Below are 23,431 nucleotides of genomic sequence, written 5' to 3'. Positions count from 1 at the left end.
AACTCCATCGGGTTCGGGAGGGGTACCGCCGCCAAATAAACTCTTCCCATGGCAACTCCCGTCTCCGCACCGCGCGGCATGCGCGACTTCCTTCCCGCCGACAAGGCCAAGCGCGAGAGGGTGCTGGGCGTCATCCGCTCCACCTACGCCGCCCACGGGTTCGACGAGATCGAGACGCCCGTGGTGGAGGACTTCGACCGCCTCCACGCCGGACTCGGCGGCGACAACGAGAAGCTCGCGTTCAACGTGATGAAGCGCGGCCTCGCCGCCTCCGACCTCGCGGAGGCCGCCGCCACCGACGACCCCGACGCCCTCGCCGACCTCGGCCTCCGTTTCGACCTCACCGTTCCGCTGGCCCGCTTCTACGCCACCCACCGCGCGGCTCTCCCGCAGGTGTTCCGCGCCGTGCAGATCGCCCCGGTGTGGCGGGCCGAACGCCCCCAGAAGGGCCGCTACCGCCAGTTCGTGCAGTGCGACATCGACATCATCGGCGAGGCGGGAATCCTCGCCGAGATCGAGCTGCTCACGGCGACCCTCGCGACTCTCGACACCCTGGGTCTCGCCGGGTGCCGCATCCGCATCAACGACCGCCGCATCCTGTTCGGCGTGCTCGACGCCTTCGGCTTCGCCGCCGACGAGCACTCCTCGGTGCTCATCACCGTCGACAAGCTCGACAAGGTCGGCACGGGGGGAGTGATCGACGAGCTGCGCTCGAAGGGAACCACCCCCGCCGCGGTCGACGCGCTCGCCGCCTACTTCGAGCAGACTTCCGTGACAGCGGAGGCCACGCCCCTCACCGCCACCACCGTGGCGGCGGCTCTCCCCGAGGGTGTCGCTCCGGATGCGGTAACAGCCCTCGCCTCCATCGGCACGGCCCTCGAGACGGCCGGCGTGCGCGGCGAGCTCGTCTTCGACCCCTTCCTGGTGCGCGGTATGGGCTACTACACGGGCACGATCTTCGAGATCGAGCACCCCGACTTCAGCTTCTCACTGGGCGGTGGCGGTCGCTACGACGGCATGATCGGCCGCTTCCTCGGCGAGCAGGTGCCGGCCTGCGGCTTCTCCATCGGCTTTGAGCGCATCATCGACCTCATCGACGACCCGGCGGGCGCCGGCACCAGGTCGATCGTGCTGGTGCACGACAAGGCAGCCGAGCCCGAGCGCCTGCTGGCGCTCAAGACGCAGTTCGTCGACCGAGGCGAGCGCGTGCGTCTGGAGCGCCGCACGAAGAACCTCGCCCCGCTTCTCGACCGGGCCGCAGCATCCGGTTTCACCCACTTCGCCCTGGTCGGGCGCGACGCCACGCGGGCTGACGACCTCGAGCTCAAAGAACTTTCCGCCCCGGAATGACAACAACATAGTTTACCTATGTAAAATAGTTGTTCGTGATCAACGACAACCCTTCAACCCCCGAACTCTCCGCCCTGCTCTCCGACCTCGTCTCGGTCACGCACCGCCTCACCCGCATCGCCGCCCAGGCCACGGGCGACTCCACCTCGCCCGCCACCTGGCGCACCCTCAGCGTGCTCAGCACCTTCGGGCCGATGCGCCTCGGCGAGCTCGCCAAGCAGAGCCGGGTGAGCCAGCCCACCATGACCAAGATCGTCGCGAACCTCAACGAGGTGGAGTGGATCCGCCGCATCGCGGTGGTCGACGACGCCCGCGGCTGGCAGATCGCCCTCGCCCCGAAGGGCATCGCGGCGCTCGCCGACTGGCGTGCCCGCCTCGGATCGGCGCTCTCGCCGCTGTTCGACGACCTCGACGCCTCCGAGCTCGACGTCATCAGCCGCGCGGTCGACCTCATCAGCGAGGCGACCGAGCTCCGCGCCGCGGATGCCCGCTCCGACGCCCGCGCCGCCTCCGCCGTGAAGGCGGCCTGACGATGGCCGCCGCAGGCGCCTCCATCCTCAAGCAGCCGAAGGCCGTCTGGGCCGTCGCCTTCGCCTGCGTCATCGCCTTCATGGGCATCGGCCTGGTCGACCCCATCCTCCCCGCCATCGCCGAGAGCCTGCACGCCCGCCAGACCCAGACCAGCCTGCTGTTCACCAGCTACCTGCTCATCACGGGCTTCGCGATGCTGTTCACCAGCTGGCTCTCCACCCGCATCGGGGCGCGCCGCACGCTGCTCATCGGCCTCGGCCTCATCGTGCTGTTCGCCCTCGCCGCGGGCCTCTCGCAGAGCGTGGAGGAGGTCATCGGCTTCCGCGCCGGCTGGGGCCTCGGCAACGCGCTGTTCATCTCGACGGCGCTCGCCACCATCGTGGGCGCGGCGAGCGGAGGAGCGAGCTCGGCCATCGTGCTGTACGAGGCCGCGCTCGGTCTCGGCATCGCCATCGGCCCGCTGCTCGGAGGTCTGCTCGGCTCGATCAGCTGGCGCGGCCCGTTCTTCGGAACCTCGGCCCTCATGGCGGTGGGTTTCATCGCCATCCTCGTGTTGATGAAGAAGGAGCCGCAGCGCCCCACCCCGAGCCCGCTCTCCGCGCCCTTCAAGGCCCTGACGCGACCCGCCCTCGCGGTGCTCGCGGTGGCCGCCCTGTTCTACAACATCGGCTTCTTCATCCTGCTCGCCTACACGCCGTTCCCGCTCGGGCTCGACGCCATGGGCCTCGGTCTCACCTTCTTCGGCTGGGGCATCGCCGTGGCGATCACCTCGGTGTGGGCCGCCCCCTGGCTCACCCGGCGGCTGCCGCGCACCCGCGTGCTCTGGACGGTGCTGCTGCTGCTCGGCGCCGACCTCGTGGCGGCGGGCCTGTTCGTGCAGTCGGCCGCAGGTCTCATCGTCTGCGTCATCGTCGGCGGGGCGCTGCTCGGCGTCATGAACACCGTGCTCACCGAGTCGGTGATGGCGGCCACCGACCTGCCCCGCCCGGTCGCCTCGTCGGCCTACTCGGCGGTGCGCTTCCTCGGCGGCGCCGTCGCCCCGCCCGTCGCCTCCCTCATCGCCGCCGCGACGACGGATGCGGTTCCCTTCTACGTCGCCGCCGGCTCGGTGGTCGTCGCCTCGCTCATCGTCATCGTCGGCCACCGCGCCATCGCCCACGTCGACCACGAGGAGGAGGAGACCGATCTCGTCGAGGCCGAGGCCATCACCGCGGGGGAGCAGCTCTAGAACCACGGATGCGCGCACGGGCCCTGCAGGAACTGCAATTCTGCACGTTCTGCAGAAATTAGTTGATCTGGATCAACAGTCGGCGTACTGTTGACCCAGATCAACTTTCTAGTTCTGGAGAACCGTGTCCCTGAAAACCTCCGAAGCGCCCGCTCAGGGCGTCGACCAGCCATCGTCGTCGCGCCGCGACGTGCTGGTGCCCCTCTCGGGCCTTCTGCTCGGCATGTTCGTGGCGATGCTCGCCTCGACCGTGGTGTCGAGCTCGCTGCCGAAGATCATCGGCGACCTGGGCGGCACCCAGGCCGGCTACACCTGGGTCGTCACTTCGACCCTGCTGGCCACCACCGTCTCGACGCCCATCTGGGGCAAGCTCGCCGACCTCACCAATCGCAAGCTCCTCATCCAGCTCTCCCTCGTCGTCTTCGTCGTCGGCTCCGCGCTAGCCGGTCTCAGCCAGTCGACCGAGATGCTCATCCTCTTCCGCGTGCTGCAGGGCCTCGGCGCCGGCGGTCTCACCGCCCTCGTGCAGGTCGCGATGGCCGACATCATCCCGCCCCGCGAGCGCGGCCGGTACATGGGCCTGCTCGGCGCCGTGATGGCCGTCGCCACGGTCGGCGGCCCGCTGCTCGGCGGCGTCATCACCGACTCGATCGGGTGGCGCTGGAACTTCTACATCGCCGTGCCGTTCGCCGTCGCCGCGCTCATCGTGCTGCAGCGCACCCTGCACATCCCGTCGCACCGCCGCAAGGTCACCATCGACTACCTGGGCGCGGTGCTCATCGCCGCCGGCGTCTCGCTGCTGCTCATCTGGGTCACCATGGCGGGCAACCAGTTCGACTGGGGTTCGGTGACGAGCATCCTCATGGTGGTGGGCGCCGTGGTGCTGCTCGGGCTCGCGGTTCTCACCGAGCTCAAGGTGAAGGAGCCCATCATCCCGATGACGCTCTTCCGCAACCGCACGTTCTGGTTGGCGGTCGTCGCCTCCATCTCGGTGGGCGTCGCGATGTTCGGCACGAGCGTCTTCCTCAGCCAGTACATGCAGCTGGCGCGCGGCAAGACCCCCACCGAGTCGGGCCTCTACACGATCCCGATGATCGCCGGCGTGCTGCTGTCGAGCATGGTGATCGGCCAGGTCATCAGCCGCACGGGAAAGTGGAAGCGGTACATGGTGGTCGGCTCGGTGCTGCTCACCATCGGCCTCGCGCTCATGGGCACCATCCGCTACGACACGAGCTTCTACCTCGTCTTCCTCTACATGTTCGTGATGGGCGCCGGCGTCGGCATGGTGATGCAGAACCTCGTGCTCATCGTGCAGAACGCTGTCGACCCGCGCCAGATCGGCACGGCGAGTGCCTCGGTGGCGTTCTTCCGCAGCCTCGGCGGCACCATCGGCGTGAGCGTGATGGGCGCCGTGCTCGGCAGTCGCATCACGACGCTCGTCACCGACGGGCTCACGAAGCTCGGCGTCGACCCCTCGCAGGCCGCGGGTCTCGAGGGCGGGGGCATCCCCGACCTGTCGACGCTGCCCGAGCCCATCCGCATCCTCGTGGAGTCGGCCTACGGCGAGGCCGTCGCCGACGTGTTCCTCATCGCGGTGCCGCTCGCCGTCATCTCCATCATCGCCATCTCCCTGCTGCCGAACCGGGCCCTGGGCACCAAGACCTCGGTCGAGCAGCTCGCCGAGCGGGAGGCCGCCACCGTGGTCGCCGTCTCGGGTGCCGAGGTGGCCGCCGACACCGAGGGCGTGAGCCTCACGCTCGAGGGGGAGACCGACGGGGCCGACACGGGGCGGCCGGGCTCCCGATGACTCCCGATACCCTGGAGGCTGTGAGCAGCTCCGACAGAACCGATGCCATCCTCGCCGTCGAAGGCGAGATGGCGCGGATCCTCCGGCGGGTGAGGATGGTCGTGCAGCACCACGCGCAGCTGTTCTCGCCCGAGCTCCAGCCTTCGGGGTATCTCGTGCTCGGCTTCATCGTGAAGCACCACCCCACCCCACCGGGCGAGATCATCGCCCAGCTCGGCATCGACAAGAGCGCGCTCAGCCGGCAGCTACGGGTGCTGAAAGACCTGGGCTTCGTCACCAGCGAGCCCGACCCGGCCGACGGGCGGGCGAGTCTCTACGCACCGACCGAGGCGACCGTGGAACGCATGACGAGCATCCGCCGCGAGACCCAGAGCCTCTACGCCGACGTCTTCGAAGACTGGAGCGACGCCGACGTCGCCCAGTTCGTGCGGCTGCTCGGCGAGTTCAACGACAGGATCGAACGGCGATGACGGCACCCTCCCTGCGCGAGCGCAAGAAGGTCGAGACCCGGCAGGCCATCCACGAGGCGGCGCTGCGCCTGGTGGCCGAGAACGGCACCGCCCACGCCTCGGTCGACGCGATCTGCTCCGAGGCGGGGGTCTCCACCCGCACCTTCTTCAACTACTTCCCGTCGAAGGTGTCGGCCATCGTCGGGCTGTCGTCGTTCCAGGTGACGGATGCGCAGCGCGACGCCTTCCTGCAGAACGACGGGGAGAGGTGGCTGGTGCGCGACCTGTGCACCCTCGTCGGCGGCATCATGGACGCCTCGGCGCGCGACGGTTCCGACCGTCAGGCCATCCGTGAGCTGCTGCACCGCAGGCCGGAGCTCGCGCCCGACGTCATCAAGTTCGCCGCGGAGCTGCGGCACGACATCGTGCTGCTGGCGAGCCGGCGCACCACCCCCGAGCGCGCCCAGCTCTCGGTGGCGATGGTGATGTCGGCTGTCGACTGCGCCCTCCACCGCCCCCTCGAGACCGACGCGTTCGACGGTGGCGCCGAGGAGTTCGCGGAGTGGCTGTTCGGCGCCGTCACCACCATGCAGGCGGTCTGCCGCGACTCGTTAGACTAGCCTGCGGCGGGCGCAGCAACGCGACCACCACCCCGCTTGCTATCAGAGGAGAAACCACCCGTGGCACTCATCGAAGCCGTTGGCGCTCGAGAAATCCTAGACTCGCGAGGAAACCCGACCGTCGAGGTCGAAGTCCTCCTCGACGACGGCGTCGTCTCGCGCGCAGCCGTCCCCTCCGGCGCATCGACCGGTGCCTTCGAGGCCTACGAGCTGCGCGACGGCGACAAGGGCCGCTACCTCGGCAAGGGCGTGGAGAAGGCCGTCGACGCCGTCATCGACGAGCTCGGCCCGGCCATCGAGGGCTTCGACGCCACCGACCAGCGCCTCGTCGACGCCGCACTCATCGAGCGCGACGGCACCGACAACAAGAAGCGCCTGGGCGCCAACGCCATCCTCGGCGTCTCGCTCGCCGTGGCACGCGCGGCCGCCGACTCCTCCGACCTGCCGCTGTTCCGCTACGTCGGCGGCCCCAACGCGCACACCCTCCCCGTGCCGCTCATGAACATCGTCAACGGTGGCGCCCACGCCGACACCGGCGTCGACATCCAGGAGTTCATGGCCGTGCCGCTCGGCGCAGAGACCTTCTCCGAGGCGCTCCGCTGGGGCGTCGAGGTCTACCACTCGCTGAAGTCGCTGCTGAAGTCGAAGGGCCTGTCGACCGGTCTCGGCGACGAGGGCGGCTTCGCTCCCGAGCTCCCGAACAACCGCGAGGCGCTCGACTTCATCCTCGAGGCCGTCACCCAGGCCGGGTTCACCCCGGGCCGCGACGTCGCGCTCGCGCTCGACGTGGCCTCCACCGAGTTCTTCGAGAACGGCTCGTACTCGTTCGAGGGCAAGCAGCTGTCGTCGCAGGAGCTGTCGGCGTACTACGCCGAGCTCGTGGCGAACTACCCGCTGGTCTCGATCGAAGACCCGCTGGCCGAAGACGACTGGGAGGGCTGGACGCATCTGACCGCCGAGCTCGGCCAGAAGGTGCAGCTCGTCGGCGACGACCTCTACGTCACCAACCCGAAGCGCCTCGCCCAGGGCATCGCGCAGAAGGCCGGCAACTCCATCCTCGTCAAGGTGAACCAGATCGGTACCCTCACCGAGACCCTCGACGCCGTGTCGCTCGCGCAGCGCTCCGGCATGACGGCGATCCTGTCGCACCGCTCGGGCGAGACCGAAGACACCACCATCGCCGACCTCGCCGTCGCCACCGACGCCGGCCAGATCAAGACCGGTGCGCCTGCCCGCAGCGAGCGCGTGGCCAAGTACAATCAGTTGCTCAGGATCGAGGAGGAGCTCGCCGAGGCCGCCGTCTACGCCGGCCGCAGCGCGTTCCCCCGTTTCACCGCCTAGCATCCCGCGAGGGGCGCAGAAGCAGAGGTAGTCATGCGGCAGCGCGCACCCGAATCACGCTCGAAGCGGATTCCGGTCGCGCTGCCGCAGGCCACCGCCGCGGGCCCGGGCAGCTGGCTGCGCAGCATCCGCTTCTCGGGCTTCACCGTGCTCATGTTCGTCGTCATCGTGATGTTCGTCATCATCATCGCGCCCGGCCTCCGCGTCTACATCGAGCAGCGGCAGCAGCTCGCTGCGCTCCACGCCGCGGTCGACGACCGCAGTGCCGAGAACGACAGCCTCACCGAGCAGGTGGCCAGGTGGAGCGACCCGGCCTACATCAAGGCCGAGGCGCGCGACCGGCTCTACTACGTGATGCCGGGGGAGACGAGCTTCCTGGTGGTCGACGACGTGCCCGCGGTCGCGGGCGGAGGCGACAGCGCCCCGAGCGACACCATCAGCACCACCCAGGTCGACTGGCTGTCGTCGCTGTTCGTCTCCGGCATGACCGCCGGGCTCTCCACCGCCACCCCCAACCAGCTTCAGAACGACGGAGTCGTGCAATGAGACCGCCCTTCGAGCCCGCCTCCGAGCGTGACCTCAAGGTCGCCTCGGCGCAGCTCGGCCGCCCGGTGCGGAACGTCCTCGGCATCGCCGCGCGTTGCGTCTGCGGCAACCCGACGGTGGTGGCGACCGCGCCGCGGCTGGCCGACGGCACGCCGTTCCCCACCCTCTACTACATGAGCCACCCCGCCGCGACGGCGGCGATGAGCGACCTCGAGGCCGAGCACGTGATGGCGGAGCTGCAGCAGTCGCTGGCCGACGACGCCGACCGGGCAGAGGCCTACGCCGCAGCGCACGCGGCCTACCTCGCCGATCGTGCCGTCTACGGAGAGGTCGCCGAGATCGCCGGCATCTCGGCGGGAGGCATGCCGACGCGGGTGAAGTGCCTGCACGCGCTCGCCGCCCATTCCCTCGCCGCCGGGCCCGGTGTGAACCCGATCGGCGACCTCGCCCTCGAGCGCGGCGACTGGTCGCCTGCGGTCTGCGAGTGCGTCGACTACGTGCTCGAGCCCTGATGACGGCCGTGCGGCGGGCTGCTGCAGGTGCGGTGATCGCCTTGGCGGTCGTCGCCCCGCTCGTGGTCGCGGCGCCGGCCCACGCCGACTCGGTGCGCGACTCCGAGTACTGGCTCGACGCCTACGGCTTCGACGACGCCTGGCAGTACACCCTCGGTGCGGGTGCGACGGTCGCGGTGATCGACACGGGCGTCGACGGCAGTGTGCGGGAGCTCCGCGGCGCCGTCGTCGACGGCACCGACGTGTCGGGGCTGGGCGCCCCCGACGGGCAGATGCCCGTCGGCGACGGCAACCCCGAGCACGGCACCATGGTGGCCTCGCTCATCGCCGGGCGCGGAACGGGCTACGGCGACGGGGTGCTCGGCGTGGCGCCCGAGGCGTCGCTGCTGTCGATCTCGATCGCCCTGGCCAACGGCGAGGTCGTCGACCCCGACGAGCAGGTCGCCGACGCCGTGCGCTGGGCCGTCGACCACGGGGCCGACGTCATCAACATGTCGCTCACCCGCAACAGTCTCGACTGGCCGGAGAGCTGGGACGACGCCTTCTCCTACGCCTTCGACCACGACGTGGTGGTGGTGGCCGCCGCGGGCAACCGGGCCAACGGCACCAACGAGGTGGGCGCCCCCGCCACCATCCCCGGCGTGGTCGCGGTGGCCGGGGTCGACGTCGCGGGCGACGCGAGCTTCGACGCCTCCTCGCAGGGCATCACGATCGCCGTCGCCGCGCCGAGCGAGGAGCTGGTGGGCGTGGTGCCGGGCGGCGGCTACGTCGACTGGAGCGGCACGAGCGGGGCCGCCCCCCTCGTGAGCGGGCTGGCGGCGCTCGTGAAGGCCGCGCATCCGGAGCTCGACGCGGCAAGCGTCATCAACCGCATCATCGCCACCGCGCGGCCCAAGGGGGAGCCGGTGCCCGGGCCCATCTACGGCTACGGGCTCATCGACGCGGGAGCGGCGGTCGGGGCCGACGTGGCGCCCGTCACGGCGAACCCGATGGGCGACCTCGACGCCTGGATCTCGACCTACCGGCCCTCCTCCGACGCGGGGTCGCTCGACTCGATCGTCATCCCCGCGCCCACCGCGACGCCCGCGCCGCAGCCCGCCGCCGCTCTGGAGGAGGGCGGGCCCGGGGTGTACACTCTCATTCACTGGGCGGTGCCGCTGGGGCTGCTGCTCGGCTTCCTCATCCTCATGGCGACATTCGCGCTGGGGGCCGTCGCGCATTTCAGGCGACTGCTCCACAAGTAGTAGCCTGTACCCAGGCCACCTGTACTGAGGAGAGCGTTTCACTGTGCCCAAGATCCTGATTGTCGGCGGCGGCTACGCCGGGTTCTACACCGCGTGGAAGCTGGAGAAGTGGCTCAGGTCCGGCGAGGCCGAGGTCACGGTCGTCGACCCGCTGCCCTACATGACCTACCAGCCGTTCCTCCCCGAGGTGGCCGCCGGTTCGATCGAGCCGCGTCACGCCGTCACCGGTCTCCGCCGCCACCTCAAGCAGACGCGTGTCGTCGCGGGCAAGGTCACGAAGATCACGCACGCCGACAAGACCGCGCACATCGTCGCGAACGCCGGCGAGGAGTGGGACGAGGAGTACGACCAGATCGTCGTCACCGCCGGGGCGGTCTCGCGCACCTTCCCGATTCCGGGTGTCGCCGACGAGGCGATCGGGCTCAAGACCATCGAAGAGGCGACCGCCATCCGCGACCGCATCCTCACCAACTTCGACAAGGCGGCCCAGCTGCCCCCCGGCCCCGAGCGCGACCGTCTGCTGACCGTCGTCGTGGTCGGCGGCGGCTTCGCGGGCATCGAGGTGTTCGCCGAGCTGCGCTCGTTCGTCTCGGCGCTCATCGAGAGCTACCCCGAGATCGGCTTCGAGGAGACCCACTTCCACCTCATCGAGGCGATGGGCCGCATCATGCCCGAGGTGAGCCTGCCGACGAGCCTGTGGGTCATCGACAACCTCGCCAAGCGGGGCGCCACCGTGCATCTCGACACCCAGCTGAAGTCGGCGGTCGGCGGCGTCGTCGAGCTGTCGACCGGCGAGAGCTTCGAGAGCGACCTCATCATCTGGACGGCGGGCGTCATGGCCACGCCCGACATCAAGAACTCCGACCTCCCCATCGAGGAGCGCGGGCGCCTGCGTGTGCGCGCCGACTTGCGGGTCGAGGGCGACGACGGCATCGTCGAGGGCGCCTGGGGTGCCGGCGACGTGTCGGCCGTGCCCGACCTCACCGGCGGCGGCGTGGGCGGCTACTGCGTGCCCAACGCCCAGCACGCCGTGCGCCAGGGCAAGCTGCTCGCGAAGAACATCGTCGCCGAGCTGCGCGGCGAGGGCGTCAAGGACTACTACCACAAGAACATGGGCGCGGTCGCCGGTCTCGGCATCGGCATCGGTGTGTTCCAGTCGGGCAAGCTCGCCATCAAGGGCCTCCCGGCCTGGTTCGCGCACCGCGGCTACCACGGTCTCGCGATGCCGTCGTGGGAGCGCAAGCTGCGCGTCATCTGGGGCTGGGTGAACAACTTCTTCCTCGGCCGAGACAACGTCTCGCTCCAGGCGCGCGAGCACCCGCGCCGTGCCTTCGAGGAGTTCGCGGCGCGCCCGCGGGTCGCCGCTCCCGCTGGTGCGGCCCCGGCTTCGTCGGCCCCTGCGGCTGCGGCTCCCGCCGCGTCGGCCCAGCCGAACGCTCAGCTGCCCGGCTCGCACAGCTCGACCCCGTCGGCCACCGCCGAGGTCAACGGTGTGGCCGCCACCGACACCGCGCCCGAGGCCCCGAAGGGCGACGCCCCGGCGCCGGCCAAGAAGACCGCCAAGCCGCGCACCAAGGCGGCAGCGACCGCCGGCGAGTAGCCGACCTCTCGACGCGCGCCGCGCATCCCGGCCCAGGCCGACGGATGCACGGCGCGCGTCGTCGTCTCCGCCGCGGTCTCAGCCCCTCCCGCTACGATGAACACCCCGCCCCCATAGCCCAATCGGCAGAGGCAGACGACTTAAAATCGTTTCAGTCTGGGTTCGAGTCCCAGTGGGGGTACGCGTTGCGTGCGGCGCGCGGCCGCTCCGCCCGCTGCGGCGGGCGCTCCCGGTCAGGGGCGGGGGTCGCGGGAGGCGGCGGCGATCTCCTTGGCGACGGCGACGACGCCGGGCTCGGCCGACCAGAGGCCGTCTTTGCCCTTCTTGTAGAGCACGTCTTCGATGCCCTTGCGCACGGCGTACCTGATCACGGCCGCCAGCACGAGGAGGCCGAACACGAGCCCCAACCCGTACACGACGATCGCGATGATGACTGCTGCGGTGGTGTCCATGAAAACCCCTTCGTGGTGCTTCGTCGAGAGCCGATCGCCGGGCGAGAAGAGCCTGGGCGGCTACTCCTCGTCGCCGGCCTCTTCCTCCTGGTTGAAGTGCGAGCCGTCGGGGTCGTGGCCCACCGCGATGCCGTCGTCGGAGTTCGGGATGGTGCCGTCCTTGCCGAGGGGGGCGTCGTCGGTGCCGGGCTGCTTCTCGTCGCTCATGGGTCGCTCCTTCGGGTCGGGGACGGGATCGCCCCCCGTGCCGGCGAACCTACCCGGCCGGCCCGGTGACCGCTCGCGATCGGTGCGATTCTCCCAGCCCGCCGAGCGCCTGGGAGACGGTTCGATAACGATCGTGTCACCGCCGGAATCGGGGCAGGGGGAGGGGCTTGTCAACTCCTCTCCGCGGGTGCACGGTGGGCGTATGGCGAGACATTCTTCGGTGCCGGTGGGGGTGGCCACGGCTCTCCTGGTCGTGCTCTTGGCGGGCTGTGCGCCCGTGGGGGTGTCGTCGGTGCAGACCGCGGCGACCGCGGCGCCCCCGCCCCCTCAGCCGTGCACGAGCGTGAGCCGCGCCGCGATGGATCTCGTGCAGCAGGGCCTCTCCGACGCCCGGCCTGATGCGTCGATGAACGCCATCGCCGCCATGTCCGACGGCGAGGGCGGCTGGTTCGTCACCGCGACCTTCACCGCGACCGGGGTCGACGGCCCGCTGGAAGCCGTGTGGTGGACGGCCGAAGACCCCACGGTCGAGCAGCCCGTCACCCTCACCTCCGTCGGGGAGACGGCCGGCGAGTACTCGGTCTTCACCGCGAGCACGGTCGACACCGACTCGCCCGGCGTCGAGAACGCCCTGGCCTGCATCGAGTAGTGCTCAGCCGGCGGGCGGCCTCGCCGGCATCATCACCACCGGCACGTCGAGCTGGAACGGCACCCCGTCGACGAGGCAGAAGGCGACGGGGTGGTCGCCCGGCCCGGGCATGCGCACCCCGGTGTTCGCCGTGATGGTGACGGCTCCGTCGCTGAAGTCGACCCGGGCATCCGGATGCTCGGTGCTGGTTCCGCCCGTCGTGGAGCAGACCGTGCATCCGCCGAGGTCGAAGCGTGCCACGACGGCCACCACCTCGCCGGTGCTCGCGGTCAGGTTGTCGACCCCGAGCACGACCGGGCCGAGGTACTCCTCGGGAGCGATGTCGGAGACGGCGAAGGTGATGTGGTCGCCGCCCTCGTCGTGCTCCATCACGGCCGCCAGGATGGGCCAGGCGTCGCCCTCGGCCACGCCTGACGGCCGCGACCCGGTCATCGACGGGACTCGGGTAGGCCGCTCGGCGCGCGACGGTCGTCGCGAGTGTCCGGCGCCGACGACCGTGACGGCACGAGGGCCGCGACCAGGGCGAGAGCCCCCGCCACCAGGTGGAAGCCGATGTCGAACCCGGTGAACCCGGTGGGCAGCACGCCGAAGAGCTCGGCGTCGACCATGGCGATGATCGCCATGAGCAGGTAGACGACGCCCACGAGGCCGAGCACCGTCGACAGCGCGGCACGCCGCACCCGCGCGAAGCCCACCCAGAGCAGCGCGACGGCGATGACGACGCGGGAGAGGTCGAGCGCCAGGTCGACGTCGGCGATACCGCCGAGGTGCTCACCCTCGACGAAGAGTCCGGCGATCGCCAGGACGGCGACGACGATGCCCAGGATGCGGGCGGTCCAGCGTGCGAACATGGTGTCCTCCTCAGGACGGAAGCGTGCGGTGTGCTCCGGACCCTACGGAGTGGCCCGGTGGGCGAGCGCGGGGATTGACAGCTCCCCGAACCTCGTGCTGGTGGAGGGCGACCGTTCTGCGTCGCGTGCCGTCCGGTTCCCGACTCGGTCGCATCCGACCGTGGGCGGATCCCGCCGAAGTGAGTAGGGTCGGAGGACAGCCGCGCGCGACGGTGCGCTGTGGTGGGGAGATTCCAGATGAGCGGTGCGAAGCACACGACGGTCGGCGTGTTCGACGCCGACCCGCACTCGCTCGCGGTCAAGCGCGCGGCGCTCGAGGCGGTGCCCGGGCTCGAGCTGCGGCTCGCCGCCGAGTCGCTCGGCCAGATGCTCACCAGCCCCGCGTTCCCCACCGACGTGATGATCGTGGAGCAGCGACCGGGGGAGCGGGTCTCGATCAACTACAAGATCAGGGTGTGCCGCCTCGCCGACGCGCGCGTGATCGTGGTGCACAGCGCGGGCGACCCGTCCGAGCTCGCCCGCGACGTCACCTCGCTCATGACCCCCGTGGCGAGCTTCGAGGAGGCGATCGAGCTCATCGCGGGCTGAGCCCGCCGCGGCTCGGTCGATCTCGGGTCGGTCGCCCTCGGGTCGCTCGGTCGATCTCCGGTCAGTCGATCTTCGAGTGCTCGCCGAGGCGGTGCCAGGTGCGGTTGTGGTACACCAGCGGCTCGGCCGTGGAGGCGTCGGCCGACGGGTCTCCCGCGGGCGGTGCGTGGATCTCGAGCGCCTGCACGGCGACGACCGTCGAGCCGCCGGCCTCCATCTTGTTGACGACGCGCCCGCGGATCCAGGCGTGCGCGGCGGGGAAGTACGCCTCACCGGTGGGCAGCCGCTTCCAGATCGACGTGTCGGCGAAGCGGTCGATGCCGCTCGTCGCGCCGAGCTTCGCGATGTCGAGCTGGCCGGCCCCGAGCAGGTGCACCACGACGGTGTCGGCGCGCTTGATGGTGGGGGTGCTCGACGACAGCTCCGACACGGAGAACACGAGCAGCGGCGGCTCGGCGCTCACCGAGAACACCGAGGTGGCCGTGAGCGCGACGGGCCCGTCGCCCGCGTCGGCGGTGATGACCGCGACACCGGCGGGGTGGTTGCGGAACGCCGCCTTGAACTGGTCGGGCGTGACCGTCGGCGCCCCCGCGGTGTGCGGGAGCACCTCGCCGATAGGTGCCGACTCGGCCTCGAACCGTCGGTCTGACTCGGAATTCGCGCTCATACTCCGAGTGTAGGTCGTGGTCTCCGACGGTCTGTCGGTCAGACGTAACGGGGCGTCATCGCCCGTTCCCGTCGTGCGTGTGCACGCCCGCCCCGGGCTCGGGCTCCGTTTCGGTCTCCGCCTCGGGCGCGACGAAGCGCGCCCACGCCCAGGCCGAGACGCTCACCACAGCGAAGCCGACCACCGCCGCGACGGGCCCGGCCAGGCCGCCCGCCTGCGCGCTCGCCACGAGCGCGGGTGCGAAGGCGAGGGCCAACCCGCCGAAGGCGGCCAGGGTGAGCGCGACCCAGACGAGCGGCGACCAGTCGAGGATGCGCCGCCCGGCCGAACCGCCGAAGGGGAGCAGTGAGACGGATGCTGCACCGAAGGCTCCGAGCACCACGATGGTCGCGAACTCCGACGCCGCGGCGGCGGCGACACCGAGCGCGCCGGCTGCAGGGTCGCCCGCCGCGGCGTCGCCGCCAGCTCCGCCCAGGGCGGAGCTCAGCACCCACGCCACCGCCCCCACGACCAGCAACGTGCCCACCTGGAGCGCCGCGAGCTTCCCCTTCACCGCGCGACCTGCCGGCGCTGCGACGACGAGTGCGGCGACGAGACCGAACACGAGGGCGGGTTCGAGGTCGGCGAGCCGGGAGACCAGGGCGAACCCCGCGGTGACGAGGAGCAACCTCGGCTCGAGGCGCGCTCGTGACTCGATACCGAGGAAGCGCCGTGCCGCGACGGCGGGGAGGATCGTCGCGGCCGCGTTGAGCAGGGCCACGGCCGCGATGGCCGCGAGGAGCAGACGGAGATAGGCGGGTTCGCCGAAGACGGGTGCCGAGAGGGTGATCAGAGCGGCCGAGGCGGCGAAGGCGAGGGCGGCGCGTGCCGGCCGGCCGAGCGCGAGTTGGGGCCCGCGCTCGTACTCCTGCAGGCGCGTGCGGTTGCGGCCGGTGAGCCGGGCGAGCATCCGTCGTCGGGGGAGGCCGTCGGTGCCGGGCGCGATGCCCGGCGCGGTGAGGGCGCCGACGGTGCCGGCCAGCAGGCGCGTGGGGAGCGCTACGAGCAGCAGCACGAGGGCCGCCACGACGAGCGCCACCCACCACGCGCCGGAGGCGAGCACGGGCTGGAGGGCGGTGGTGAACCGGGTGCCGTCGGCCCAGCTCGTCGACCCGTTCGGGGAGGCGCCGCTCGGAGCCTGACCGCCGGGACCGCCGTCGTCACCGCCCGCGCCCCCGCCGTCGTCTCCGCTCCCGGGCGTGCCGGGCGACGAGCCGTCGGGCGGGCTCTGCGCCGCGCCGTCGTCGCCGGAGGACGGCGCGGGGGCGGCAGGGGAGGCGCCCTTGGTCGGGCGTGGCGACGCGGTCGCCCCCGGCGTGGGCCGCGGGGTCGACGTCGCGGCCCGGTCGCCGAAGACCACGGCGAGGACGCGTGACTGCACGCTCACGTTGCCCGCCGCATCCTGCTGCAGCACCGCAACGGGGTAGCGCCCGGGCGCGGCGGGCGCTCCGGTGCACGACCAGCGGGAGTCGACTACGGCTGACTCGCAGAGCACCCCGGCCCCGGCGAACACCGACACGGTGGCGCCGGTCTCGCCCGTTCCCGAGAACACGCCGCCGGTGACCGGGAGACGATCGTCGGCGACAGGCGCGAGCACCACCGGAGCGGCGGGCACGGTGACGTCGACCTCGATGTCGACGGCGGAACTGCGGGGCGAGGAGGCGCCGTCGCTCCACGAGGTGCTCTGGGTGGCGGTCACCGAGTAGGGGCCGTCGGTGATGGCCGGGTCGAGCGGGCAGCTCCAGGCACCGGAGGCATCGGCGGTGGCGTCGCAGGCGAACTCTCCCGTGGTGGCGGTGACGAGCGCTCCCGGATGCGCGGTGCCGAGCACCACCGCGTTGGTGAGCGGCCCGCGCGGACCGCCGGCGACCACGGGTGCCGTGAGCACGCGCACCTGCACGCGCGACTCGGCGGTCGACGTGCCGGCGAGCTCGACGGCCCGCAGCGTCGTCGAGCTGCTGCTCTCGAGCCCGTCGATGTCGCACGACCAGGAGCCCGAGGCGGGAACGTCGACGATGCAGAACGGTTCGGATGCTCCGGCGAGGACCACCTGCACGGTCGCGCCCGGAGTCGCCTCGCCCGAGGCCCGCACCGATCCGTCGAGCAGCTCGCCGGCGGCGGGCGAGTCGATGACGGGAGGAACGGCGTCGGCCGGCGGCGGGGTGGGGGTGCCCGGATCGGTGGGCGGCGTGCTGGGCGGGGGCGACTCGACGGGCCGCGGTGCTTCGGTGGGCGCGGGTGCGGGTGTCGGCGACTCGGTCGGTGCCGGCGACTCCGTTGCTGCGGCGGGGGCGGGCGTGGTCGTGGGCTCGACGGAGGCGGCGGGTGCAACGGTCGCCGCGGCGGAGGTGGCGCCGAGCCCCCCTCCGACGAGCAGCAGCGCGCCCAGCGCGATGCCCGTGGCGGTCGCCGCGAGCGTGCGGGTGCGGGCTCCCGCCCGGCCCCGGGAACGACCCGTCGCACCGTCGCTCGGCAGCGACGGCGTTCGACCCCACTCGTTCCGCGACTCAGACACCTCCCCCTACCCCAACACGAAACCGCCCCGGAATCCAAGCGTCCTGCCCCGACCTCGCACGTTTCTCGCAGAACCCGTGTACAAGACGGGCACCAATGCGCCATACTGACGCAACTGGGTCAGACGTCCCACTTTTCGTTCGACACCCGCACCACCTCACCGAGACCGAGGAGGCAGCATGGCACGACTCCCCGTCGCCGAACGTCGAGCGCGACTGCTCGAGGCCGCGTTCACCGTGATCGCCCGCTCGGGCGTCTCGGGGGCGACCACGCGGGCGGTGGTGGAGGAGGCGGGCATGAAGCTCGCCAGCTTCCACTACGCCTTCACCTCGCGGGAGGAGCTGCTCGCCGAGCTCGTCGACGCCGTGCTCGACACCCAGCAGGAGGTGCTCGACGTCGACGCCGCGCCGGGCAGCCCGCTCGGCACGGTGCTGCACGACGGCCTCATCCGCTACTTCGACGGGGTGCGCCGCGATCCGGCCCGAGAACGCGCCATGTTCGAGCTCACCCAGTATGCGCTGCGCACCCCGGGCCTCGCCCCCGTGGCCGAGCGGCAGTATGAGCGCTACCGCGAGCTCGCCCGCCGCTCGCTCGAGGAGGCGGCCACCCGCTCCGGAGCACGCTGGAGGGCACCCCTCGACGACGTGGCCGGGTGGCTCGTCGCCCTCACCGACGGCGTCACCCTCGCCTGGCTCGCCGACGGTGACGACACCCGCGCCCTCACCACCCTCTCCTTCGCCGCCCGCGCCCTCGCCGCCGAGGCGGCACCCGCGCCCGTGCGGGACAGCGCGGCCGCCGCTCCCGCGATCGGAGTGGCCCGATGAGCGCCACGGAGCCGACCGGGTCCGGAGCGCGGAAGCCCGCGCAGGGGTCTCCCGCTGCAGCGGCTGCCGAAGCTGCCGCGGCCCCGGCAGCAGCCCCGCCCGCCCTCGCCGAGCCAGTGCGCCGCGTCGGCGGCGCCTGGATCGCGCTGTTCGGCACCGCCTGGCTCGGCATCTGGATGGCCCAGCTCACCCCGGTGCAGCTTCTCCTCCCGGTGCAGATCGAAGAGCGCCTCAGCCTCTCCACGGCGAACGGCCACTGGACCGACTCGGTCATCGCCTTCGGCGTCATCTCCGCCATCGCCGGCGTCTTCGCTCTCCTGGCCTTCCCGCTCACCGGCGCTCTCTCCGACCGCACCACCTCGCGCTTCGGCCGCCGCCGCCCGTGGATCACCGGGGGAGCCGCCCTCTTCGCCGTCGCCCTGTTCGTACTGGGTCTCCAGCACGACCTCGTCGGGGTGGGCCTGTGGTGGACCCTCGCCATCATTGGTTTCTGCGTGCTCTCCTCGGCCCTCACCGCCGCCATCTCCGATCAGGTGCCGGTGAACCAGCGCGGCTTCGTGTCGAGCTTCATCTCGGCGCCGCAGGCCGTCGGTCTCATCCTCGGCGTGCTCCTGGCCACCACCCTGTTCACCGGACAGTTCTTCGGCTACACCGCGATGGCCGTGCTGCTCGTCGTGCTCGTCGCACCCTTCTGCCTCACCATGCCCGACGCCCGGCTCGACCCCGCCGACCGGCCGCCGTTCACCCTTCGCGCGCTCGTCGAGGGCATGTGGGTGAGCCCGCGCGCGCATCCGGATTTCGGCTTCACCCTGCTCAGCCGCATCCTGGTGAACATCGGCAACGCGCTCGGCACGACCCTGCTGCTCTACTTCCTCATGTTCGGCCTGAACGACCCGAACGCCGAAGACGACCTGCTGCTGCTGATCGTCATCTACACGGTGTTCGTCGTCGTCGCCTCGATCGGCGCCGGCGCCCTCTCCGACCGGCTCGCCCGGCGCCGCGCCTTCGTGCTCGTGGCCGCGGTGCTGCAGGCGCTCGCCGCGCTGCTGCTCGCGTTCGTGCCCGAGCTCACCGTCACCATGGTGGCGGCCGCGCTGCTCGGCCTCGGCTACGGCTGCTTCCTCTCGGTCGACCAGGCGCTCGCCACGCAGGTGCTGCCCGACCCGGCGTCGCGTGGCAAAGATCTCGGCATCATGAACATCGCCACCGCCGTGCCGCAGGCCGTCGCTCCGCTGCTCGGGGCGGCCGTCGTGAGCTGGCTGGGCGGGTTCCCGGCGCTGTTCCTGGTGTCGGCGCTGTTCGGTTTCGCGGGCGCCGTCGCGGTGTCACGGGTGAGGAGTGTGCGGTGACCATCACGATCGACCTCGAGGCGGCGGAGGCGGCGCCCGAGCTCTGGCGCGACGAGCAGCGCTACTGGCGCGCGCTCACCGAGGCGACGGCGCGACTCGACCCGCCGCTCGCCGTCATCGGTGCTGAGGCCATGGCGCACAACGCGCTCTCAATGCTGCGGCGGGCGGGCGGGCGCCCAATCCGGGTGGCCAGCAAGTCGATCAGGGTGCGGGCGGTGCAGGATGCTCTGCTCGCGCTCCCGGGGTACGCGGGGGTTCTCGCCTACACCCTCCCCGAAGCGCTCTGGCTCGCCGAGACCGTCGACGACGTGGTGGTCGGCTACCCGAGCGTCGACCGTGACGCGATCGCCCGCCTCGCCGCCGACGACCGGCTGCTCGCGCGGGTGACGCTCATGATCGACTCTGTCGAGCAGCTCGATCTGATCGACCTCGCCGCCCCGGCGTCACACCGCGCTGCGCCCGTCCGGGTCGCCCTCGAGCTCGACGCCGCGTTCACGGCGCCCGCACTCGGCCGGCTGGGTGTGTGGCGGTCGCCCGTCTCGACCGCCGAGCAGGCCGAGGCGCTCGCGCGCGCCGTGGTCGCCCGCCCGGGCTACGCGCTGGTGGGCATGATGGCGTACGAGTCGCAGATCGCCGGCGTGGGCGACCGCCCGGGCCGCGGCACGCTCAAGGGCGCCGTGATGGGGCGCGTCATCGAGCGGATGCAGCGCGCTTCCGCCGCTGAACTCGCCGAGCGGCGCGGGGCCGCGGTCGCGGCCGTGCGCCGCATCGCGCCGCTCGAGTTCGTCAACGGCGGCGGCACGGGGTCGCTCGAGTCGACCTCGCGCGACCCCTCCGTCACCGAGATCGCGGCCGGAAGCGGCCTCTTCGGCGGCCACCTCTTCGACACCTACTCGCGCTTCCGGCCCGCGCCGGCGGCGGCCTTCGCTCTGCCGGTGGTGCGCAAGCCCACCCCTCAGATGGCGACGCTCCTCGGGGGCGGGTGGATCGCATCCGGCCCACCCGGCCCCGACCGGCTGCCCGAGGTGGTCTGGCCGCGGCACACCCGCATGCAGGCGCGCGAGATGGCGGGGGAGGTGCAGACCCCGCTGTCGGGGCGGGGCGCGGCAGCCCTCGCCGTCGGCGATCGGGTGTGGCTGCGGCACACCAAGTCGGGCGAGCTCTCCGAGCACGTGAACGGGTTCCACGTGGTGCGCGGCGGCGAGGTCGTCGACGTGGTGCCCACCTACCGAGGAGAAGGGAAGGCGTTCCTGTGACCGCCCTCAACGGAACCTGGCGCAACTGGGCGCGCACCCAGCGGGTGAAGCCCGAGCGCGTCGAACGGCCCGCCACGATCGGCGCCGTGCAGCGCGCGGTGAAGGGGGCGGCTCGCTCCGGCACTCGCATCAAGGCGGTGGGCGCGGGCCACAGCTTCACCGGGATCGCCGTCGCCACCGGCGTGCTGCTCGACCTCGACGAACTGAGCGGCATCGTGACCGTCGACCGCGAGCGGGCGCGGGTGACGCTGCTCGCCGGCACCCGCCTGTTCCAGCTGCCCGCGCTGCTGAAGCCCCACGGCCTCGCGCTCACCAACATGGGCGACATCGACCGGCAGTCGATCGCCGGAGCCATCTCGACCGGAACCCACGGCACCGGCGCGCGGTTCGGCGGCATCTCCACGCAGGTCGTGGGGGCCACCCTGGTCACCGCCGACGGCGAGCTGCTCACGGTCGACGAGGAGCACGAACCCGAACTGCTGCCCGCCGTGGCGCTCGGGCTCGGTGCGCTCGGAATCCTGGTCGAGGTCACCCTGCAGTGCGTTCCCGCGTTCGTGCTCGAGGCGGTGGAGAAGCCGCTGCCGCTCGACGGTGTGCTGGCCGAGCTCGACACCCACGTCGACGGCTGCGACCACTTCGAGTTCTACTGGTTCCCGGGCACGCGCACCGCGGTCACCAAGACCAACACCCGGCGCGACTCCGCCTCGCCCACCCGGCCGCTGCATCCGCTGCGCAGCTTCGTCGACGACACCTTCATGGCCAACGGGGTGTACCGGGTGACCTGTGCCGCGGGTTCGGTGGCGCCCGCCATCGTGCCCGCCGTGAACGCGCTCGCCGAGCGGCTGTGGGGCGACCGCGCCTTCTCCGACGCGTCGCACCGGGTGTTCGCCACCAAGCGCACCGTGCGGTTCCGCGAGATGGAGTACGCGCTGCCGGCCGCCCGGGTGCCGCAGGCGCTCGCCGAGGTCGACCGGCTCATCGAGTCGCGCGGCTGGCGCATCTCGTTCCCCGTCGAGGTGCGCTTCGCCGCCGCCGACGACCTCTGGCTCTCCACCGCCTCGGGCAGACCCAGCGGCTACATCGCGGTGCACCGCTACTTCAGGGAGAATCACGAGGAGTACTTCGAAGCAGTCGAGGAGATCATGACGACGCACGCAGGCCGGCCGCACTGGGGCAAGCTCCACACCCGAGACGCGGCGGCGCTCGCCGCCCTCTACCCGCGCCACGGCGACTTCGTCGCGCTGCGCGACAGGCTCGACCCCGAACGGCTGTTCGCCAACGACTACCTCGACCGCGTGCTGGGCGCCTGATGGCGGGCACGGATGCGCGCCCCGGCGCGATGAGCCCCGAAGAACGGCGCGAACGGGCTCGCGACCTCGGGGCGAGGCTGCCCGAGGGGTTCACCCTGGGTGTCGCCACCAGCGCGTTCCAGATCGAGGGGGCCACCCGCGAGGGCGGGCGCGGCGAGTCGGCGTGGGACGCCTTCACCGCCCAGCCCGGCCGGATCCTGGGCGGTGCCACGGCCGATCGGGCCACCGACCACTACCATCGGGTGCCCGAAGACGTCGCGCTCATGCGCGACCTCGGCGTCGACTCCTACCGCTTCTCCTTTGCCTGGCCGCGGCTGCAGCCCGAGGGCAAGGGCGCGCTGCGCCGGGAGGGCGTCGACTTCTACGAGCGGCTGCTCGACGAGCTCGAGACCGCGGGCATCCGCTCGCTCGCCACCCTCTACCACTGGGACACGCCCGCGGCGCTCGCCGGCGGCTGGTTCGCGCGCGACACCGCGCTGCGCTTCGGCGACTTCGCGCACGCGATGGGGGAGCGCTTCGGCGACCGGGTGACCCAGTGGGCGACGATCAACGAGCCGGCGACGGTCACTCTCGAGGGCTACGCGCTGGGATTGCACGCCCCGGGAGCCGCGCGGCTGTTCAACGCGCTGCCGGCGGCGCACCACCAGCTCCTCGCCCACGGCCTCGGGGTGCAGGCGCTCCGGGCCGCGGGGGTGCGCGGCGGGGTCGGCATCGTGAACGTGCACTCGCCCGTCGTGCCCGCCACCGACTCCGGACCCTCGGCCGAGGCCGACGGGGTCTTCGCGGCGCTCTTCGACGTGCTGCACAACCGGGTCTTCGCCGACCCGGTGCTGCTCGGGCACTACCCGCAGCCGCCCGAGGGCTTCGAGGCGCTGTTCACGGCGCTCGCCGAGGTCGACCCGGCCGACCTCGCGCTCATCGCCCAGCCGCTCGACTTCTACGGCCTCAACTACTACATGCCGACGCGAATCGCCGCCGGGTCAGGCTCGGCGGCGACCCCCGACGGTGCCTCGTCGGCCATGGCGTCGCTGCCGTTCCACCTCGCCGACTGGCCCGAGTACCCGCGGACCGGCTTCGGCTGGCCGATCGCGCCCGAGTTCTTCGCCACGGCGCTCGCGGAGCTGGGGGAGCGCTACGGCTCGCTGCTGCCGCCCGTGATCGTCACCGAGAACGGGGCGAGCTTTCCGGATGCGGTGGAACTGCATCCGGAGACCGGTGAGGCGCAGGTGCACGACGGGTCGCGCATCGACTACCTGGCGCGGCACCTCGAGGCGCTCGTGGGGGCGGCGGGTTCGGGCTCCTCGGCCTCCTCGCTCGAGGTCGTCGGCTACTACGTGTGGTCGCTGCTCGACAACTTCGAGTGGGCGGCCGGATACAGCCAGCGGTTCGGTCTCGTGCACGTCGACTTCGGCGACTTCACCCGCACCCCGAAAGACTCCTACCGCTGGGTGCGGCTGCTCGCCGAGTCGCGCTGACAGGTGTCGAGAGCCGCTTGCT

At 71.8% G+C, this 23,431-nt stretch carries 24 protein-coding genes and 1 tRNA gene; 19 read left to right on the top strand and 6 right to left on the bottom strand.

Annotated elements, in window-relative coordinates; translation table 11 throughout:
- Window positions 1–48: 48 nt before the first annotated feature.
- The 12 genes from hisS to HL652_RS10430 all read left to right on the top strand — a co-directional run bounded on the left by hisS (window position 49) and on the right by HL652_RS10430 (window position 11,409).
- On the top strand, window positions 49–1,350 hold the full coding sequence (hisS, locus tag HL652_RS10485) for a histidine--tRNA ligase (protein ID WP_171705270.1): 1,302 nt from the start codon (window positions 49–51) through the stop codon (window positions 1,348–1,350).
- A 35-nt stretch (window positions 1,351–1,385) separates the two neighbouring features.
- On the top strand, window positions 1,386–1,880 hold the full coding sequence (locus tag HL652_RS10480) for a MarR family winged helix-turn-helix transcriptional regulator (protein WP_253743783.1): 495 nt from the start codon (window positions 1,386–1,388) through the stop codon (window positions 1,878–1,880).
- Between the two features lie 2 nt (window positions 1,881–1,882).
- On the top strand, window positions 1,883–3,109 hold the full coding sequence (locus HL652_RS10475) for an MFS transporter (RefSeq protein WP_171705269.1): 1,227 nt from the start codon (window positions 1,883–1,885) through the stop codon (window positions 3,107–3,109).
- Between the two features lie 223 nt (window positions 3,110–3,332).
- A complete protein-coding gene (locus tag HL652_RS10470) occupies window positions 3,333–4,916 on the top strand; it encodes an MDR family MFS transporter (protein ID WP_171707290.1) in 1,584 nt (527 codons plus the stop codon).
- A gap of 20 nt (window positions 4,917–4,936) precedes the next feature.
- Window positions 4,937–5,386 (top strand): MarR family winged helix-turn-helix transcriptional regulator, encoded by a 450-nt coding sequence (locus tag HL652_RS10465; RefSeq protein ID WP_171705268.1) that lies wholly within the window; start codon window positions 4,937–4,939, stop codon window positions 5,384–5,386.
- A complete protein-coding gene (locus HL652_RS10460; RefSeq protein WP_171705267.1) occupies window positions 5,383–5,985 on the top strand; it encodes a TetR/AcrR family transcriptional regulator in 603 nt (200 codons plus the stop codon). Before HL652_RS10465 ends, HL652_RS10460 begins: the two co-directional genes overlap by 4 nt.
- Before the next feature lie 60 nt (window positions 5,986–6,045).
- A complete protein-coding gene (gene eno, locus HL652_RS10455; RefSeq protein ID WP_171705266.1) occupies window positions 6,046–7,326 on the top strand; it encodes a phosphopyruvate hydratase in 1,281 nt (426 codons plus the stop codon).
- Window positions 7,327–7,359: 33 nt separating this feature from the next.
- A complete protein-coding gene (locus tag HL652_RS10450) occupies window positions 7,360–7,872 on the top strand; it encodes an FtsB family cell division protein (RefSeq protein ID WP_171705265.1) in 513 nt (170 codons plus the stop codon).
- A complete protein-coding gene (locus tag HL652_RS10445; protein ID WP_171705264.1) occupies window positions 7,869–8,384 on the top strand; it encodes a DUF501 domain-containing protein in 516 nt (171 codons plus the stop codon). Before HL652_RS10450 ends, HL652_RS10445 begins: the two co-directional genes overlap by 4 nt.
- Complete coding sequence (locus HL652_RS10440) at window positions 8,384–9,628, top strand: S8 family serine peptidase (RefSeq protein ID WP_171705263.1); 1,245 nt, start codon at window positions 8,384–8,386, stop codon at window positions 9,626–9,628. Before HL652_RS10445 ends, HL652_RS10440 begins: the two co-directional genes overlap by 1 nt.
- Before the next feature lie 43 nt (window positions 9,629–9,671).
- Entirely contained in the window at window positions 9,672–11,228 is a 1,557-nt protein-coding gene (locus tag HL652_RS10435) for an NAD(P)/FAD-dependent oxidoreductase (protein ID WP_171705262.1), read from the top strand.
- Window positions 11,229–11,335: 107 nt separating this feature from the next.
- Window positions 11,336–11,409: transfer RNA gene (locus tag HL652_RS10430), tRNA-Leu, on the top strand.
- A gap of 52 nt (window positions 11,410–11,461) precedes the next feature.
- Here the strand turns inward: HL652_RS10430 and HL652_RS10425 are convergent.
- Together HL652_RS10425 and HL652_RS10420 are read right to left on the bottom strand one after the other, a co-directional pair.
- Window positions 11,462–11,680 (bottom strand): hypothetical protein, encoded by a 219-nt coding sequence (locus HL652_RS10425; protein WP_171705261.1) that lies wholly within the window; start codon window positions 11,678–11,680, stop codon window positions 11,462–11,464.
- A gap of 60 nt (window positions 11,681–11,740) precedes the next feature.
- Complete coding sequence (locus HL652_RS10420; protein ID WP_171705260.1) at window positions 11,741–11,887, bottom strand: hypothetical protein; 147 nt, start codon at window positions 11,885–11,887, stop codon at window positions 11,741–11,743.
- A 202-nt stretch (window positions 11,888–12,089) separates the two neighbouring features.
- On the opposite strand from HL652_RS10420, the gene HL652_RS10415 reads away from it, so the two are divergent.
- The gene (locus HL652_RS10415) at window positions 12,090–12,536 is read left to right on the top strand and encodes a hypothetical protein (RefSeq protein ID WP_171705259.1); all 447 of its coding nucleotides are present in this window, start codon (window positions 12,090–12,092) and stop codon (window positions 12,534–12,536) included.
- A 3-nt stretch (window positions 12,537–12,539) separates the two neighbouring features.
- Here HL652_RS10415 and HL652_RS10410 read toward each other — a convergent pair whose 3' ends face one another.
- Both HL652_RS10410 and HL652_RS10405 read right to left on the bottom strand, forming a co-directional pair.
- Window positions 12,540–12,968: a hypothetical protein gene (locus HL652_RS10410; protein WP_171705258.1), complete on the bottom strand. Its 429-nt coding sequence runs from the start codon at window positions 12,966–12,968 to the stop codon at window positions 12,540–12,542.
- Entirely contained in the window at window positions 12,965–13,387 is a 423-nt protein-coding gene (locus HL652_RS10405; protein ID WP_171705257.1) for a hypothetical protein, read from the bottom strand. The genes HL652_RS10410 and HL652_RS10405 overlap by 4 nt, the downstream gene beginning before the upstream one ends.
- A 237-nt stretch (window positions 13,388–13,624) precedes the next feature.
- On the opposite strand from HL652_RS10405, the gene HL652_RS10400 reads away from it, so the two are divergent.
- Window positions 13,625–13,975, top strand: a complete 351-nt coding sequence (locus HL652_RS10400) for a hypothetical protein (protein ID WP_171705256.1) — start codon at window positions 13,625–13,627, stop codon at window positions 13,973–13,975.
- Between the two features lie 61 nt (window positions 13,976–14,036).
- Here HL652_RS10400 and HL652_RS10395 read toward each other — a convergent pair whose 3' ends face one another.
- Complete coding sequence (locus tag HL652_RS10395) at window positions 14,037–14,642, bottom strand: flavin reductase family protein (protein ID WP_171705255.1); 606 nt, start codon at window positions 14,640–14,642, stop codon at window positions 14,037–14,039.
- A gap of 55 nt (window positions 14,643–14,697) precedes the next feature.
- On the bottom strand, window positions 14,698–17,196 hold the full coding sequence (locus HL652_RS10390) for an Ig-like domain-containing protein (RefSeq protein ID WP_171705254.1): 2,499 nt from the start codon (window positions 17,194–17,196) through the stop codon (window positions 14,698–14,700).
- Window positions 17,197–17,374: 178 nt separating this feature from the next.
- Here HL652_RS10390 and HL652_RS10385 point away from each other — a divergent pair, with 178 nt between their 5' ends.
- From HL652_RS10385 to HL652_RS10365, 5 genes are read left to right on the top strand one after another with little or no spacing between them, the layout of a single operon-like run.
- Window positions 17,375–18,019: a TetR/AcrR family transcriptional regulator gene (locus tag HL652_RS10385; protein WP_171705253.1), complete on the top strand. Its 645-nt coding sequence runs from the start codon at window positions 17,375–17,377 to the stop codon at window positions 18,017–18,019.
- The gene (locus HL652_RS10380) at window positions 18,016–19,368 is read left to right on the top strand and encodes an MFS transporter (protein WP_171705252.1); all 1,353 of its coding nucleotides are present in this window, start codon (window positions 18,016–18,018) and stop codon (window positions 19,366–19,368) included. The genes HL652_RS10385 and HL652_RS10380 overlap by 4 nt, the downstream gene beginning before the upstream one ends.
- Window positions 19,369–19,370: 2 nt before the next feature.
- Entirely contained in the window at window positions 19,371–20,624 is a 1,254-nt protein-coding gene (locus HL652_RS10375) for an alanine racemase (protein ID WP_253743866.1), read from the top strand.
- Window positions 20,621–21,934 carry a D-arabinono-1,4-lactone oxidase gene (locus HL652_RS10370; protein ID WP_171705251.1) on the top strand — a complete coding sequence of 438 codons (1,314 nt, stop codon included), beginning with the start codon at window positions 20,621–20,623 and terminating at the stop codon, window positions 21,932–21,934. Before HL652_RS10375 ends, HL652_RS10370 begins: the two co-directional genes overlap by 4 nt.
- Complete coding sequence (locus HL652_RS10365; protein WP_371743632.1) at window positions 21,934–23,409, top strand: glycoside hydrolase family 1 protein; 1,476 nt, start codon at window positions 21,934–21,936, stop codon at window positions 23,407–23,409. Before HL652_RS10370 ends, HL652_RS10365 begins: the two co-directional genes overlap by 1 nt.
- Window positions 23,410–23,431: the final 22 nt, after the last annotated feature.

This window comes from Herbiconiux sp. SALV-R1, from assembly GCF_013113715.1.
Lineage (GTDB): Bacteria > Actinomycetota > Actinomycetes > Actinomycetales > Microbacteriaceae > Herbiconiux.
This window is presented reverse-complemented; position numbering and strand designations above follow the sequence as displayed.

Coding starts and splice junctions, on each gene's coding strand:
- hisS (WP_171705270.1), top strand. CDS start 49: ATGGCAACTCCCGTCTCCGCACCGCGCGGCATGCGCGACTTCCTTCCC.
- HL652_RS10475 (WP_171705269.1), top strand. CDS start 1,883: ATGGCCGCCGCAGGCGCCTCCATCCTCAAGCAGCCGAAGGCCGTCTGG.
- HL652_RS10470 (WP_171707290.1), top strand. CDS start 3,333: ATGTTCGTGGCGATGCTCGCCTCGACCGTGGTGTCGAGCTCGCTGCCG.
- HL652_RS10460 (WP_171705267.1), top strand. CDS start 5,383: ATGACGGCACCCTCCCTGCGCGAGCGCAAGAAGGTCGAGACCCGGCAG.
- HL652_RS10450 (WP_171705265.1), top strand. CDS start 7,360: ATGCGGCAGCGCGCACCCGAATCACGCTCGAAGCGGATTCCGGTCGCG.
- HL652_RS10445 (WP_171705264.1), top strand. CDS start 7,869: ATGAGACCGCCCTTCGAGCCCGCCTCCGAGCGTGACCTCAAGGTCGCC.
- HL652_RS10440 (WP_171705263.1), top strand. CDS start 8,384: ATGACGGCCGTGCGGCGGGCTGCTGCAGGTGCGGTGATCGCCTTGGCG.
- HL652_RS10425 (WP_171705261.1), bottom strand. CDS start 11,680: ATGGACACCACCGCAGCAGTCATCATCGCGATCGTCGTGTACGGGTTG.
- HL652_RS10420 (WP_171705260.1), bottom strand. CDS start 11,887: ATGAGCGACGAGAAGCAGCCCGGCACCGACGACGCCCCCCTCGGCAAG.
- HL652_RS10415 (WP_171705259.1), top strand. CDS start 12,090: ATGGCGAGACATTCTTCGGTGCCGGTGGGGGTGGCCACGGCTCTCCTG.
- HL652_RS10410 (WP_171705258.1), bottom strand. CDS start 12,968: ATGACCGGGTCGCGGCCGTCAGGCGTGGCCGAGGGCGACGCCTGGCCC.
- HL652_RS10405 (WP_171705257.1), bottom strand. CDS start 13,387: ATGTTCGCACGCTGGACCGCCCGCATCCTGGGCATCGTCGTCGCCGTC.
- HL652_RS10400 (WP_171705256.1), top strand. CDS start 13,625: ATGAGCGGTGCGAAGCACACGACGGTCGGCGTGTTCGACGCCGACCCG.
- HL652_RS10395 (WP_171705255.1), bottom strand. CDS start 14,642: ATGAGCGCGAATTCCGAGTCAGACCGACGGTTCGAGGCCGAGTCGGCA.
- HL652_RS10385 (WP_171705253.1), top strand. CDS start 17,375: ATGGCACGACTCCCCGTCGCCGAACGTCGAGCGCGACTGCTCGAGGCC.
- HL652_RS10380 (WP_171705252.1), top strand. CDS start 18,016: ATGAGCGCCACGGAGCCGACCGGGTCCGGAGCGCGGAAGCCCGCGCAG.
- HL652_RS10365 (WP_371743632.1), top strand. CDS start 21,934: ATGGCGGGCACGGATGCGCGCCCCGGCGCGATGAGCCCCGAAGAACGG.